A 13,343-nucleotide genomic window follows, 5' to 3' on the forward strand; every position below is an offset into this window, starting at 1 on the left:
CGCCTGCCGTCCTCAGGGATGCCTGGGGGTGCCTAAGGGGTGCCTACCGTCTGCATCTGCCAGGACTGCTGGAACGCGAACCGCGCCGCCTCCACCTCGTGTCGCTGGTCGGCGTGCAGCACGCCGAGGGCGTAGGCCGTCGCCGGGGCGATGCGCGGGGTGCGGGCCGCCTGGGCCGCCGCCGCGGCCGCCTCGGAGGCGTCGCGGTGCCGGTTCAGGGCCTGGCCGGACGCCAGCAGCCGTACGTCCACCGGGTGGTCGTCGCCGTGGAGGACCTCGCGGGCGTAGCGGTGCAGGCGCAGCAGCAGGCGGACCTGGTGCCAGGGGGCGTCCTGCGGGTGCGGGGCCGGGTCCGGGGACAGGCCGTGGATCAGGGCCTCCGCGTTGTAGGGGTGGCCGGCGGTGAGCAGGGGGAGCGCTGCGACCGCGTCGGTGAGCCGTTCCTCGGCGGCTGCGGCGAGGGGGCGCAGGTCGGCGGTGGCCGCGGCGGGAGTGAGGGGGACCTCGCTGGCCAGTACGGCGATGTTGTCCGCCACGGCGTGAAAGCGGCTGCTTCCGAGGGCCTGGAGGGCGCTGGAGTGCGCTCGGGTCCGGGCGAGGGTGAGCTGGCGCTCGAGCAGGGCGCCTGCTTTGGCCGCGCCGACTGTGAGGTTGCCGCGCTCGGGGGTGGCCGTCGGGGTGGGCGGGCCCGCATGGGACGGTGCCGCTTTCTGTGGGACGGGCGCCGGCCCAGCGGCACGACTGCCCGCAGCTACGTCGGCACGGCTGACCTGGGCCGCGTCCGCGCGTCGGCCCGCAGCTCCGTCGGTACGCCTGTCCCCGGCTTCGTCCGTACGGCTGCCCGTGGTCACGTCGGTACCGCCGCCCGCGGTCGCACCGGTACGACGGCCCGCTGCAGCGTCCGTGTGGCCTGTGTCTGCTTCGATGCGGCTGGTCGCGGTAGCGTCGGTGCGGCGGCTCGTGGCTGCGTCCGTGCGGTGCCTGGTGGCTCCGTCAGTACGACCGCCCGCAGCTGCGTCAGCGCTGCCGGACGCAGCCAGATCCGCACGAGTGCCCGCGGCTGCGCCCGTACGGTTGCCTGCGGCTGCCGTGGCCGAGCCGCTGCCCGCGCCCGAGCCGGACACGCCACCCGCACCCGAACCGGCACCCGCACCCGAACCGGAGACAGACCCCGCGCCCGCCCCCGACCGGCCTCCCGCCCCGGTGGACAGACCCCCTGCCCCCACACCAGCCAAGCCCCCCAGCCCCGGCTGCGTAGGCAGTGCAGTCGCCCCTGACAAGCGGTGGAGTGCCAGGAGCAGGCGTTCCAGGCGGGCCGCGTAGGCGTGTTCCATGGCCAGCGTTCCCGAGAGCCAGGCCAGTTCCGGGCGGATGGCCTCCGACCAGTCGGTGTCCAGCAAGGGGCGGAACGTGTGCAGGCTGGCACTGATGCGGCGGGCCGAGCGGCGTAGCGCCCGGGCCGCGTCGACGGCCTCCTCCGAGCCGTTGGCCGCACCCGCACCGGTCTCGCGGTGCAGGCGCAGGGCTCGGAGGAACTCCGTGGCCTGGGCGCGCAGATAGCCTGCAAGGGCATCCCCTGTAACCACCCCGGCCGTGGGGTCCGTCGGATCAAGGTGTTGCTGTGCCACGCCGGCGCCTCCGGGCGTCTATGAGCATCTCCTGGACGTTGCGCAGGGGCTGGCCGTCCCCGTCCGTCGCATGCCGGGTCCACTCGCCGTCCGGGCCGAGGTGCCAGGACGCGGTGGTGTCGGACATACCGGTCTCCAGGAGCCGGTTGAGCGCGGCGCGGTGGGCCGGGTCGGTGACCCTGACCAGGGCTTCTATACGACGGTCGAGATTGCGGTGCATCATGTCGGCGCTGCCGATCCACACCTCGGGTTCGCCGCCGTTGCCGAAGGCGAAGACCCGGGAGTGTTCGAGGAAGCGGCCGAGGACCGAGCGGACGCGGATGTTCTCCGAGAGCCCCGCCACACCCGGGCGGACCGCGCAGATGCCGCGGACCCAGATGTCGACCGGCACGCCCGCCTGGGACGCGCCGTAGCAGGCGTCGATGATCGCCTCGTCGACGAGTGAGTTGACCTTGATGCGGACATAGGCGGGACGTCCGGCACGGTGGTGCTGGACCTCCTTGTTGATCCGCGAGACCAGGCCGTCGCGCAGGGACTTGGGGGCCACCAGAAGCCGGCGGTACGTCTCCCGGCGGGAGTAGCCGGAGAGACGGTTGAACAGGTCGGAGAGGTCCGCGCCGACCTGCGGGTCGGCCGTCAGGAGCCCCAGGTCCTCGTAGAGCCGCGCCGTCTTCGGGTGGTAGTTCCCGGTGCCGACGTGGCTGTAGCGCCGTAGCGTCTCGCCCTCCTGGCGGACCACCAGCGACAGCTTGCAGTGGGTCTTCAGACCGACGAGGCCGTAGACCACATGGCAGCCGGCCTCCTCCAGCTTGCGCGCCCACTTGATGTTGGCGTGCTCGTCGAAGCGGGCCTTGATCTCGACCAGGACGAGGACCTGCTTGCCGGCCTCGGCCGCGTCGATGAGCGCGTTGACGATGGGGGAGTCGCCGGACGTCCGGTACAGGGTCTGCTTGATCGCGAGGACGTCCGGGTCGTCGGCCGCCTGCTCCAGGAATGCCTGCACCGAGGTGGAGAAGGAGTCGTACGGGTGGTGGAGGAGGACGTCCCGGTTGCGCAGGGCCGCGAAGATGTCCGGCGCGGACGCCGACTCGACCTCGGCGAGATCGCGATGGGTGCCCGCGACGAACTTCGGGTACTTCAGCTCGGGCCGGTCGATGGAGGCGATGCGGAAGAGGCCGGTGAGGTCCAGGGGGCCGGTCAGCGGGTAGACCTCCGCCTCGCTGATCTTCAGCTCGCGCACCAGCAGGTCCAGGACCTCCTGGTTGATGTTCTCCTCGACCTCAAGGCGCACCGGCGGCCCGAAGCGGCGCCGCATGAGCTCCTTCTCCAGGGCCTGGAGGAGGTTCTCGGCGTCGTCCTCCTCGACCTCCAGGTCCTCGTTGCGGGTGACCCGGAAGGCGTGGTGCTCCAGGACCTCCATGCCCGGGAACAGCTCCTCCAGGTGCGCGGCGATGACGTCCTCGAGCGGGACGAACCGGCCGGGGGAGGCCTCCAGGAAGCGGGAGAGCAGCGGCGGGACCTTGACGCGGGCGAAGTGCGGGGTGCCGGTGACGGGGTTGCGCACCCGCACGGCCAGGTTCAGGGACAGGCCGGAGATGTACGGGAAGGGGTGCGCCGGGTCGACCGCCAGCGGGGTCAGCACCGGGAAGATCTGGTGCCGGAACAGGGTGAACAGGCGGGCCTGCTCCTTCTCCTGCAGTTCGTTCCAGCGGACCAGGTGGATGCCCTCCTCCGCGAGGGCGGGGGCCACGTCCTCGTGGTAGCAGGCGGCGTGCCGGGCCATCAGCTCGCGGGAGCGGGCCCAGATCATCTCCAGGACCTCGCGGGGCTGCAGGCCGGACGCGGACCGGGTGGCGACACCGGTGGCGATACGGCGCTTCAGACCGGCGACGCGGACCATGAAGAACTCGTCCAGGTTGCTGGCGAAGATCGCCAGGAAGTTCGCCCGCTCCAGGAGCGGGGTGTTCGGATCCTCGGCGAGTTCGAGGACGCGTTCGTTGAACGCGAGCCAGCTGCGCTCCCGGTCCAGGAAGCGGCCCTGGGGCAGCTGGACGCCGTCGATCTCGGTGACCTCGTACGCGTCGAGGTCGGCGTCGATGTCGGGTTCCAGTTCGGAGACGACCGCCGCCGAGGTGACCGTGTGCGGGCGGTGCGCCGCTATGGAGCCCACGGAGGGCTGCGCGTGCTGGACCGTGGCCTGGGCGTTTGTGGACTGGCTCATATGCCCATTGTTCCGCGCGTCGAGGCTTACAGGCGCGTCGGAAAGCGCGGGTGGGAGCGTAGGGGGGAGGCGTCGTGCGTCCCCGTTCCTCGCGCTCCCCTCCCGGGGCGGCGAAGGCTCTGGCACGGCGGGGGTCATTGGCCGAGCGTCGCAAGTCCGTCTGAACCAATGGTTACGGAGACATGGCGTGTGGGATAGCGGGGGGCGGCTCGCGGGCGTCTACATGCCGGACCGGCTGTCCGAGCATATGCCTGAGCCGCACGTCCCTCCCCCCGTGGAGGGACGTGCGGCGGACTTTCCGGGATTTGCCGGTCTTTACGGGGTGCGGCGGCGCAGCAGCCAGAAGGCGGCGGCTGTCGCGGCGGCGGCCACGGCGAGCAGGAAGCCGGTCTCGACGTACTGGAGCGGCCAGAAGTGGGACTGGGGGTGGAAGGTCGCGCTGGTGGACACCGGGGTGCCCTCCCCGGGGTACCGGCCCCAGACGGCGTCCCAGTGCGTCTGCCAGGCCGACCGGGGCAGCTCGAACTCGCCCTTCTCGGTGCGGGTGACCGTCGGCCAGAGGTCCTCGCGGTAATAGTCCAGGGTGTTGTAGAGGACGAGGGCGGCCGCGAGGCCCACCCCGGCGGCGGGCAGCGCCCGGCGGAGCAGCAGTCCGGCGAGCCCGCCGAGAGCGAGCCCGGCGAGGGCGTAGGCGACGGCCACCGGGCCGGTGCCGGTGAACTGGTCGGGGCCGTACCAGTCCCCGACCAGGTTCGGGTTGTCGTCCGTGCGGGCCCAGGTGTTCAGCAGCAGGACGGTAGCGGTGCCGGCGGTGAGCAGCACGGCCGGGACGGCGAGCTTGGCGGCCAGCCAGCGGGTGGGGCTGACCGACTGGGTCCAGGCGAGCCGCGCGCTGCCGTTCTCCAGCTCCCGCCCGATGAGCGCGCCGCCCGCCCAGGCGGCCACCGGGAAGATCACCCAGGACAGGGCCGTGGTGATCAGGGCGATGCCGTCGGAGTAGAGGTCGTCGGCGGTGATCGCCTCGATCGCCGAGCACGAGGGGAGTCCGTCCCTGGGCGGTTCGGAGCATCCGCCGTAGGCCGGGCGGGCGTCGTCCGCGATGGCGTACATCCAGATCAGGACGGCGGTGGCGGCGGCAAGCGCCAGCCCCCAGAAGACCAGGGCCGTGCGGTGCACCCGCAGGACGGCCCAGACCAGACCCCGCGGTCCGCGCGGGGTACGGGCGGCCGGGGCGGTCGTGGCAGCGAGGGCGGCGGTCATACGGCGGCTCCGGTACGGCGGCGCAGCAGCCGGAAGGCGATCAGGACCGCCAGGGCCGCGACGGCGAGGACGATGCCGGTCTCCATGAGCTGGAGGGGCCAGAAGTGGGAGGCGGGGTGGTAGTCGGCGTAGAAGTCGGTGATGTCGCGGGCGGCGAGGCAGCCGGGCTCGCCCGCGCAGTCGGGAATCGGGACGCGGGCGCCGGTGGAGGTGAGGGCGCCCTCGCCGGTGACCATCCCGTGTGGCTCGGATGTCGTCGTCGCGGTCGGCCACAGCTGCGGGCGCAGCTCTCCCAACACGAGCCTGAGGCCGAACAGGCCCACGAGCGCGATCCCGAGCGCGGGCAGGGCACGCTGCACGAGCAGACCCACGAGTGCGCCGACGGCGAGGCCGAGGAGGGCGTAGGCGGTGGCGAGGGTGCCGTTGGCCACGAAGGTGCTGCCCTCGTGCCACTCGCGCCAGCCGAACGTCAGCCGGAGCCGGGCGTCCGACGACCACAGGAGGCGGTGCAGCAGCGTCAGGAGGAGTGTCCCGGCGACGAGCAGGGCGGCCGGGACGGCCAGCTTGGCGGCCAGCCAGCGCACCGGGGAGACGGACTGCGTCCAGGCGAACCGGGCGGTGCCGCTTTCCAGTTCGCGCCCGATGAGCGCGCCGCCCGCCCAGGCGGCGGTGAGGAGCGGTACGAGGCTCAGGATGCCGACGCCGAGGGAGACGGCCCGGTCGTACAGGGTGAATGCGGGGCCGGGGAGGTCGCAGCCCATGCCCCGGTTCGGGTTGTCGCAGTCCATCGCCCGGTACTCGGCCCAGGCACTGTCCGCCCCCGGGCCGTACGCCCACAGCAGCACGCCGGCGCCGACGGCCACCAGCAGCAGCCAGAACCACAGCGCCGAGCGGTGCAGCCGAAGCATCGCCCGGACCAGGCCGCGTGGCCCCCGGGAGGGTGTGACGGCGGTGGGCCGCTCGACGGTCACGGCGACGGTCATACGACGGCCTCCTGCACGGCGTCGAGTCTCAGCGCCGGCGCCTCGGGAGCGCGCAAGTGGGCGAGGACCAGCTCTTCCAGGGTCGGGACGGTGCTCTGCCAGCCGTCGCCGAGGGGGCCGTCGGGCCGTACGAGTGCGGTGAGTTGACGGCCCGTCGTGCGGGACTCGACCACCGTGTGCGGGTCCAGGGACGCGTCCGCCCGGCCCGTGACGAGCCGGTGGGCGTCGAGCAGGTCGTCCAGGGGGCCGGCGAGGCGGACGCGGCCGGCGCCGAGGAGCAGGAGGTGGTCGCAGGCGCCCTCCAGCTCGGCGACGACGTGCGAGGACATGACAACCGTGGTGCCGCGTTCGGCCGCGTCGGCCATGAGCGTGGCCATCAGCTGGTGCCGGGCGAGCGGGTCGAGGTCGGCCATCGGCTCGTCCAGCAGCAGCACCTCGGGGCGCTTGCCGAGGGCGAGGGCGAGCGCGACGCGGGTGCGCTGGCCGCCGGAGAGCGTGCGGACCTTGGCGCCCGGGTGGAGGTCGCCCTCGGCGACGATCCGCTCGGCGACGGCGGCGTCCCAGTGGCGGGGGTTCAGTTCCCGCCCCAGGCGCAGGGTGTCGGCGACGGTGAGCTGGGGGTGCAGGGGCTTGTCCTGGGCGACGTACGCGAGTCGCTCGCGCGCGGCCGCCGGTGCCTGGCCGAGGACGGTGATCGTGCCGTCGGTGGGGCGCAGCAGTCCGGCGGCGAGGGAGAGCAGCGTCGACTTGCCCGCGCCGTTCGGGCCGACGACGGCGCAGACCCGGCCCGTCGGGAGCCGGAAGGCGCAGCCGTCCAGGGCCTGCTTCCGGCGGCGCCCGAACCTCTTGCTCAGCGCGGCCGCCTCGATGGCGGTCTCGGTCATGCGTCGTCCCCCTTGAAGTACGTGTCCAGTACGGAAGTGAAGAGAGCGTCCACGTCGTCGCGGTCCAGCCCGGCCTCGCGGGCCCGTACGGCCCAGGCGTCCAGTTCGGTGCGCAGGGGCGAGTCGGCCGGGGCGGCGCCCAGTCCGCGTCGCACGAACGTGCCGAGTCCCCGCCGCGCCTCGACCAGGCCCTCGCGTTCCAGTTCGCGGTAGGCCTTGAGGACGGTGTTGGGGTTGATGGCGGTCGCCTCGACGACCTCACGGGCCGTGGGCAGCTTGTCGCCCGGCTCCAGCAGGCCCAGGCGCAGGGCCTGTTTGGTCTGCTGGACGATCTGCACGTAGGTGGCGACGCCGGAGCGCCGGTCGATGCGGTACTCGACCATCCGTTCCACCACCCTTTCACTAATTGAGTAGTGAAAGGGTGGTGGAAGGAGATCAGGAAGTCAAGCGGGGAGCTGTACGAGAGGGGGAGGAGCGCGCGAGCATGCGGGATATGAGGGTGGTCGCCGTCGACGTGGGTTCCGTGCGGACCGGCTCCTTCGCCTGGGCCGCGGTCGATGTGCCGGGAGAGGCCCTCACCGGGCACGGCGCCGACCCGGCGACGGCCGTCGAGTCGGTCACGGAGACGCTGCTGGCCGGCGGGCGTGCGGTACTCGCCTGGGAGGCGCCGATGGCGGTGCCCGTGCCGGGGAGCGACGAGTGGCAGCACCTGGGCCGGGGCCGTGCCGGGGAGGGGAATCGCCCTTGGTCGGCGCGGGCGGGGGCGGCGGCAATGGGGACGGGGCTCGTGCAGGCCGGGTGGATGCTGGCCGAGGTGGGACGGGTGGTGCCCGGGCTGACGGTCACGACGCAGGTGCGCCGCTGGACGGACCCAAGGGGCGCGGGGCGGTATCGAACATGCGGCTTCCGCCGCGCGGGCGCGACCAGCCACAACGAACCCGCAGACGCGCGACGGCATAGCGAGGCACGTCGGAGCGCTCCGCTGTTGCTCGTGGAGGCCTTCGTCTCAGGCGCCGGAAAGCCCGTGCCCACCGTCCTCGGCCAGCACGCCGCAGACGCCGAGGCCGCCGCCCGCGCCGTGGCGGAACGCCTGGCGGGCGGCGGCGAGACCGATGTGCTGTGCGCACCGCACCGGGCGTTCAACCTGCTGGCGGCCGGGGCGATGTGGGCGGGGCTGGAGATCGCCGGGGACGAGCTGGGGATGGACGTGCTGGTGGTGCGGGCCCGGCCGGTGGGCGGAGTCTGACGAAACGCTCGTCCGGCTGCACCGCAGGGCTCACGTCTCCGTGCGGTACATCAAGTCCGTCTCGTACGTCACGAACCCCAGCCGCTCGTACACCGAAACCGCCGCCTTGTTGTCGGCATCGACATACAGCATCGCCGTAGGCAGCCCCTGTGCCGCCAGATGACGCAGCCCGATCGTCGTCAGGGCCTTGCCCAGGCCGCCGCCCTGGGCGCCCGGGCGGACGCCGAGGACGTACACCTCGCCGAGTCCCTCCGCCGCGTGGACCTTCGTCCAGTGGAAGCCGATGAGTTCGCCCTCCCGTTCCGCCAGGAAGAACCCCGCCGGGTCGAACCACGGCTCGGCCTTGCGGTCGTCGAGGTCGCGCTGGGTGAGGGAGCCCTGTTCGGGGTGGTGGGCGAAGGCCTCGGCGTTCACCGCGAGCCAGGCCCTGTCGTCCTGGCCGGGGACGAAGGTGCGGACAGTCACGCCCTCGGGGAGTACCGGGTCCGCCAGCTGAAGGTCCGCCAGTGAGCGGCGCATCTGGCGCAGTTCGCGGAAGAGGGTGAGGCCGAGCACCTGGGAGAGATGCCGGGCGGCGGCGTGGCCTCCGTGGGCCCACACCCGCAGCCGCTTGCCGGACGCGGCGAGGAGGGCGGCGCCCAGCGCGCGGCCGTGGCCGTGACCGCGGTGCGAGGGGTGGACTACCAGCTCGGCGGCCGGGGCCTCGACCGGGTCGGTGTCCTCCAGCTGGGCGTAGCCGACGAGTTCACCGGCGACGGTGAGCAGCAGATGCGAGACGCCCTCGCGCGCGCCGCCGCGCAGTTGCAGCCGGCCCTGCTCGGACACCGCCTGCTGCCCGTCGTTCCGGGCGGCCTCCGCCAGCAGTTCGAGTACGGCCTCGGTCTGCTCGGGGGAGAGCGCGGAGTGGGTCTCGATGGAACGGGAGGGGAGAGGGGGTGCGGTGTCGTCGCTGGTCATGCGTACGAGGGTAAGGGGAGCGCCCGGCAATGTGGGGCAAAGGGGCGAGCAAAGAGGCAGGCAAAGGGAAACCAGAAAGTAACCATGAACCCTCTGTCGCGCTACGCGCGTTGACTCTAGGCTGCGCCCGACGGGGCCATGTCACTTTCGACCCACAGGGGGGCGTATGCCAGCCGAGTCACGGGCGCACGAGCGCCGCAGACGCCGTACTCACCTTCTCCTCGCCGGAGCCGCCGGTCTCGCCACCGCGGGCGCGCTGGCCGCGGCGCTCCCCGCGACGGCGACGGCGGAGGAGAGTTCCGCCAAGCACGGCGGCGGATCAACGTACAGCCGCTACCAGGACGTCCAGCTGCTGTCCTTCAACGACCTGCACGGCAACCTGGAGCCGCCCGCCGGTTCCTCCGGCCGGGTCACCGAGCTCCAGGCGGACGGCACGACGAAGACCATCGACGCCGGTGGTGTGGAGTACCTGGCCACCCATCTGCGCCAGGCCCGGGAGGGCAAGAAGTACTCCATCACCGCCGCCGGCGGTGACATGGTCGGCGCCTCCCCGCTGATCTCGGGCCTCTTCCACGACGAGCCCACCATCGAAGCGCTGAACAAGCTCGACCTGGACGTCACCTCGGTCGGCAACCACGAGTTCGACGAGGGCGCCAAGGAACTGGCCCGCCTGCAGAAGGGCGGCTGCCACCCGACGGCCGGCTGTTACGTCGAGGGCGAGGAGTTCGAGGGCGCCGACTTCCCGTACCTCGCCGCGAACGTCCTCGACGAGAAGACGAACAAGCCGATCCTCAAGCCCTACTGGGTGTGGAAGAAGCGGGACGTCAAGGTCGGCTTCATCGGCGTGACCCTGGAGGACACCCCGGGTGTCGTCTCCGCCGAGGGCGTCAAGGGCCTGAAGTTCAAGGACGAGGTCGAGACGATCAACAAGTACGCGCGCGTGCTCCAGGCACAGGGCGTGAAGTCGATCGTCGCGCTGATCCACGAGGGCGGGGCCCCGGCCTCCGGCTCGTACAACTACAACTGCGACTCCCCGGGCGCCGGCGACGGCATCTCCGGTCCGATCGTCGACATCGCCAAGAACATCACGCCGCAGGTGGACGCGCTGGTCACCGGCCACACGCACGCCGCGTACGTGTGCACGGTCCCCGACCCGTCGGGCAAGCCCCGCATGGTCACCTCGGCCGCGTCGTTCGGCCGCCTCTACACGGACACGACGCTGACGTACGACCGCTTCACGGGCGACATCGCCCGTACGGCCGTGAAGTCGGCGAACCACGTGGTCACCCGGGACGTCCCCAAGGCGCCCGACATGACCGAGCTGATCTCGAAGTGGAACACCCTCGCGGCGCCCATCGGCAACCGCGCCATCGGTTACATCTCGGCCGACATCCCCAACACGGGTACCGAGTCCCCGATGGGCGACCTCATCGCGGACGCGCAGCTGGCGTACGGCAAGGAGCTGGATCCGGAGACGGACCTGGCGCTGATGAACCCGGGCGGTGTCCGGGCGGGCCTCACCTACGCGGCGAAGGGCAGTGAGGGCGACGGCGTGGTCACCTACGCCGAGGGCTTCACCGTGCAGCCCTTCTCCAACACCGTGAACCTGCAGGACTTCACCGGCGCTCAGCTCATCCAGGTCCTCAAGGACCAGGTGAGCGGTGTGAACGCGAGCGCGCCGAAGATCCTGCAGCCGTCGTCGGGCCTGACGTACACGCTGGACCTGACCAAGACCGGCGCGGACCGGATCGTCGTCGACTCCGTGAAGCTGAACGGGGCGGCCATCGACCCGGCGGCCACCTACCGCGTCGCGACCAACAGCTTCCTCGCGGGCGGCGGCGACGGCATCACCACGCTGGGCCAGGGCACCAACGACCTGGTCGGCGCGGACGACCTGGCGGCGCTGGAGAGGTACCTCACGGCCAACTCCTCGGCCACGAACCCGATCGCGCCGCCGGCGGCGAACCGGATTACGGTCGTGAAGTAGTTCGTTGAACCAGTTCGTGCAGTGGCGTGAACTAGATCGCAAACCTCCGGTAGAGGTTGCGGGTGGGGGGCGTGCGCATGGTCGGATGGGCCGATGCGTTCCCCCCACCACATAACGACGCATCCTTATACAAACCCATATGAGGAGCTCGCCGCCCTGGATGATGGTCCGCTGGACGAGTTCCTCCACGAGGACAGACCGGAAGAGCGGGACGAGGCGGAGGCCCAGGACGATCCCTGGGCCCCGCCCAACCACCGCCGCAACGGCCGCCGCCGGCGCCGCGGCCGTTTCGCGGGTCTGCCGCTCGCGCTGAAGGCGGTCGTCGGCCTCGTCGTCCTCGCCGCCTTCCTCACCCTCGCCGACCGCTGGGCCCTGCTGTACGCCGAACGCAGAGCGGCGGACACCCTCAAGGACCGCATGCATCTGGCGGCGGCCCCCGAAGTCGAGATCAGCGGCTTCCCCTTCCTCACCCAACTCGCCGACGAGCGGCTGGACTCGGTCAAGGTGACCGTCCCCGACGTGGCCGCCGACCGGGTCTCGCTCGCGCAGGTCACGGCGACGGCACGGAACGTACGACTGGACACCGACGGCCCGACGTCGGTGCGCGGCGCCGACGTCCCCGAGCTGGAGGGCGACGTCCTGCTCTCCTTCGCGGACCTGAACCGTGAACTCGGCGCCTCCCAGGTGACGTTCACCGGAGAGGGCCATGACCGGGTGCGGGCGCGCGGCACGCTGCCGGTCGCCGGACACGACCTCCGGCTGCGTGCCGAGGCCCGGATCGTGCGCGAGGGTGACCGCGGCATCGCCACGCACATCGGCGGAATGCGCCTGGACGTCGGGGACTTGGCCACGTACCGCCCCGGCGCCCGCGCCTCCGAGGGCCTGCACCTCAGCCGACGGTCGGTGGCCCGCCTCGCCGAGGAGACCCGCAAGGCGAAGGCGCTGCTGTCGGTCCCGTCGGTCGTACGGCGCCTCGGGGTCCCCGACTCCGTCGTGCGCGAGGCGCTGCGCAGCGAGTCCAAGCTGACCGAGCTGACCGGCACCCCGCGCTTCGCCCACCAGGCGATGAAGCTCAACCTCATCGACCTGGCCCTCGACCACCCCGAACTCCTCAAGCGCCTCGGCTTCGACCCCGCCCTCCTCGACGCCCTGCCCCGCCTCACCCGCCCCGTCCTAGCCGACCAGCTCTCCCTGGGCTTCCGCCTGCCGGAGCCGCCGAGCGGGCAGCTGCGGCTGCGGGATGTGCGGGTGGAGAAGGACGGGATCAGGGTGCGGCTGGAGGGGGCGGGGCTGGCGGTCGGCCGTGGCCGCTGATGCCACGCCGGAAGCGTGGACGGTGGAGACACTGATCCGCAGGCGCTGATCCGGACTTCCCCGGCATGCCCGACCGGCATGCCGGGGAACGGTCGTCACACCCGGTGGACGCGGTAGGTGTCCAGCTCGTAGCGGGCGCCGACGATGGCCAGTTCGCCGGAGGCCACCTTCGCGGCGAGGTCCGGTTCCGCGGCGAGGCGGGCGTGGACGGCCCGTACGTTGGCGTCGATGGTGGAGTCGACGCGGGCGGCGCCTTCCTTGGTGCGGTCTATGTTCGGCGCTATCTGGTCGGCGATGTACTGGATGTGGGCCGGCAACCGCTCGCCCGACTCGTCCGCCGCGACGGCGGCCTTCACGGCGCCGCACGACTGGTGACCGACCACCATGACCAGCGGGATGTCCAGTTCGAGCACGCCGTAGGCGACGCTGCCGAGGACTGCCTCGTCCAGCACCTCACCGGCGGAGCGCACGGTCATCAGGTCACCGAGCCCCTGGTCGAAGACCAGCTCCGGCGGGACGCGGGAGTCGATGCAGCCGAGGACGACGGCGAAGGGGTGCTGGCCCGACGTCAGGCTCTGCCGCACGGCGGGCGACTCGTCGGGGTGTCGTTCACAGAAGGTGCGCCAGCGCCGGTTGCCCGCGGCGAGCTCACGCAGGGCCTCGTCGGGGGTGCTGGGGCGGCGAGTGGAGGCGGGGGTGGGGGTGGCGGGGGCCGCGGCTGATGCGGTGGCGGAGCCGAGGGTGGCAGCGGCACCCAGGGCCGCCGCGCCCGTCAGCCCGGTGCGAAGGAGTGCGCGCCGGGCGAAGGTGGATATGGCCGGCTTGGAGCCGGCACCTCTGTCGGAGTTCACGGGGTGGAACGT

General features: G+C 72.2%; 11 protein-coding genes and 1 pseudogene. 3 read left to right on the top strand and 9 right to left on the bottom strand.

The window, feature by feature from the left end; genetic code table 11:
• Nucleotides 1-32 precede the first annotated feature (32 nt).
• The 7 genes and pseudogenes from ACZ7L6_RS20330 to ACZ7L6_RS20360 all read right to left on the bottom strand — a co-directional run bounded on the left by ACZ7L6_RS20330 (nucleotide 33) and on the right by ACZ7L6_RS20360 (nucleotide 7,359).
• Entirely contained in the window at nucleotides 33-1,124 is a 1,092-nt protein-coding gene (locus ACZ7L6_RS20330; protein WP_471926783.1) for a CHAD domain-containing protein, read from the bottom strand.
• 198 nt (nucleotides 1,125-1,322) lie between these two features.
• Nucleotides 1,323-1,628 (bottom strand): annotated as a pseudogene (locus tag ACZ7L6_RS20335) (CHAD domain-containing protein); the annotation flags it as partial.
• A complete protein-coding gene (locus tag ACZ7L6_RS20340) occupies nucleotides 1,609-3,987 on the bottom strand; it encodes an RNA degradosome polyphosphate kinase (protein WP_471925786.1) in 2,379 nt (792 codons plus the stop codon). The gene ACZ7L6_RS20340 and the pseudogene ACZ7L6_RS20335, both read right to left, overlap by 20 nt.
• Before the next feature lie 177 nt (nucleotides 3,988-4,164).
• Nucleotides 4,165-5,109, bottom strand: a complete 945-nt coding sequence (locus ACZ7L6_RS20345; RefSeq protein ID WP_471925788.1) for a hypothetical protein — start codon at nucleotides 5,107-5,109, stop codon at nucleotides 4,165-4,167.
• Entirely contained in the window at nucleotides 5,106-6,092 is a 987-nt protein-coding gene (locus tag ACZ7L6_RS20350) for an ABC transporter permease (protein ID WP_471925790.1), read from the bottom strand. The genes ACZ7L6_RS20345 and ACZ7L6_RS20350 overlap by 4 nt, the downstream gene beginning before the upstream one ends.
• Nucleotides 6,089-6,976 (bottom strand): ABC transporter ATP-binding protein, encoded by an 888-nt coding sequence (locus ACZ7L6_RS20355; RefSeq protein ID WP_471925792.1) that lies wholly within the window; start codon nucleotides 6,974-6,976, stop codon nucleotides 6,089-6,091. Before ACZ7L6_RS20355 ends, ACZ7L6_RS20350 begins: the two co-directional genes overlap by 4 nt.
• A complete protein-coding gene (locus ACZ7L6_RS20360; protein WP_471925794.1) occupies nucleotides 6,973-7,359 on the bottom strand; it encodes a GntR family transcriptional regulator in 387 nt (128 codons plus the stop codon). Before ACZ7L6_RS20360 ends, ACZ7L6_RS20355 begins: the two co-directional genes overlap by 4 nt.
• Before the next feature lie 101 nt (nucleotides 7,360-7,460).
• Between ACZ7L6_RS20360 and ACZ7L6_RS20365 the strand changes: the two genes are divergently transcribed.
• Nucleotides 7,461-8,222, top strand: coding sequence for a hypothetical protein (locus tag ACZ7L6_RS20365; RefSeq protein WP_471925796.1), 762 nt, complete (start codon nucleotides 7,461-7,463; stop codon nucleotides 8,220-8,222).
• Nucleotides 8,223-8,252: 30 nt separating this feature from the next.
• Here the strand turns inward: ACZ7L6_RS20365 and mshD are convergent, their stop codons facing one another.
• Complete coding sequence (gene mshD / locus ACZ7L6_RS20370; protein ID WP_471925798.1) at nucleotides 8,253-9,179, bottom strand: mycothiol synthase; 927 nt, start codon at nucleotides 9,177-9,179, stop codon at nucleotides 8,253-8,255.
• Nucleotides 9,180-9,345: 166 nt separating this feature from the next.
• On the opposite strand from mshD, the gene ACZ7L6_RS20375 reads away from it, so the two are divergent.
• Together ACZ7L6_RS20375 and ACZ7L6_RS20380 are read left to right on the top strand one after the other, a co-directional pair.
• Nucleotides 9,346-11,166, top strand: a complete 1,821-nt coding sequence (locus ACZ7L6_RS20375; protein WP_471925800.1) for a bifunctional metallophosphatase/5'-nucleotidase — start codon at nucleotides 9,346-9,348, stop codon at nucleotides 11,164-11,166.
• Between the two features lie 93 nt (nucleotides 11,167-11,259).
• Nucleotides 11,260-12,480, top strand: coding sequence for an LmeA family phospholipid-binding protein (locus tag ACZ7L6_RS20380; RefSeq protein WP_471925802.1), 1,221 nt, complete (start codon nucleotides 11,260-11,262; stop codon nucleotides 12,478-12,480).
• A 95-nt stretch (nucleotides 12,481-12,575) separates the two neighbouring features.
• Here ACZ7L6_RS20380 and ACZ7L6_RS20385 read toward each other — a convergent pair whose 3' ends face one another.
• On the bottom strand, nucleotides 12,576-13,331 hold the full coding sequence (locus tag ACZ7L6_RS20385; RefSeq protein WP_471925804.1) for a carbonic anhydrase: 756 nt from the start codon (nucleotides 13,329-13,331) through the stop codon (nucleotides 12,576-12,578).
• Nucleotides 13,332-13,343: the final 12 nt, after the last annotated feature.

This window comes from Streptomyces sp. NPDC107522 (assembly GCF_055657525.1).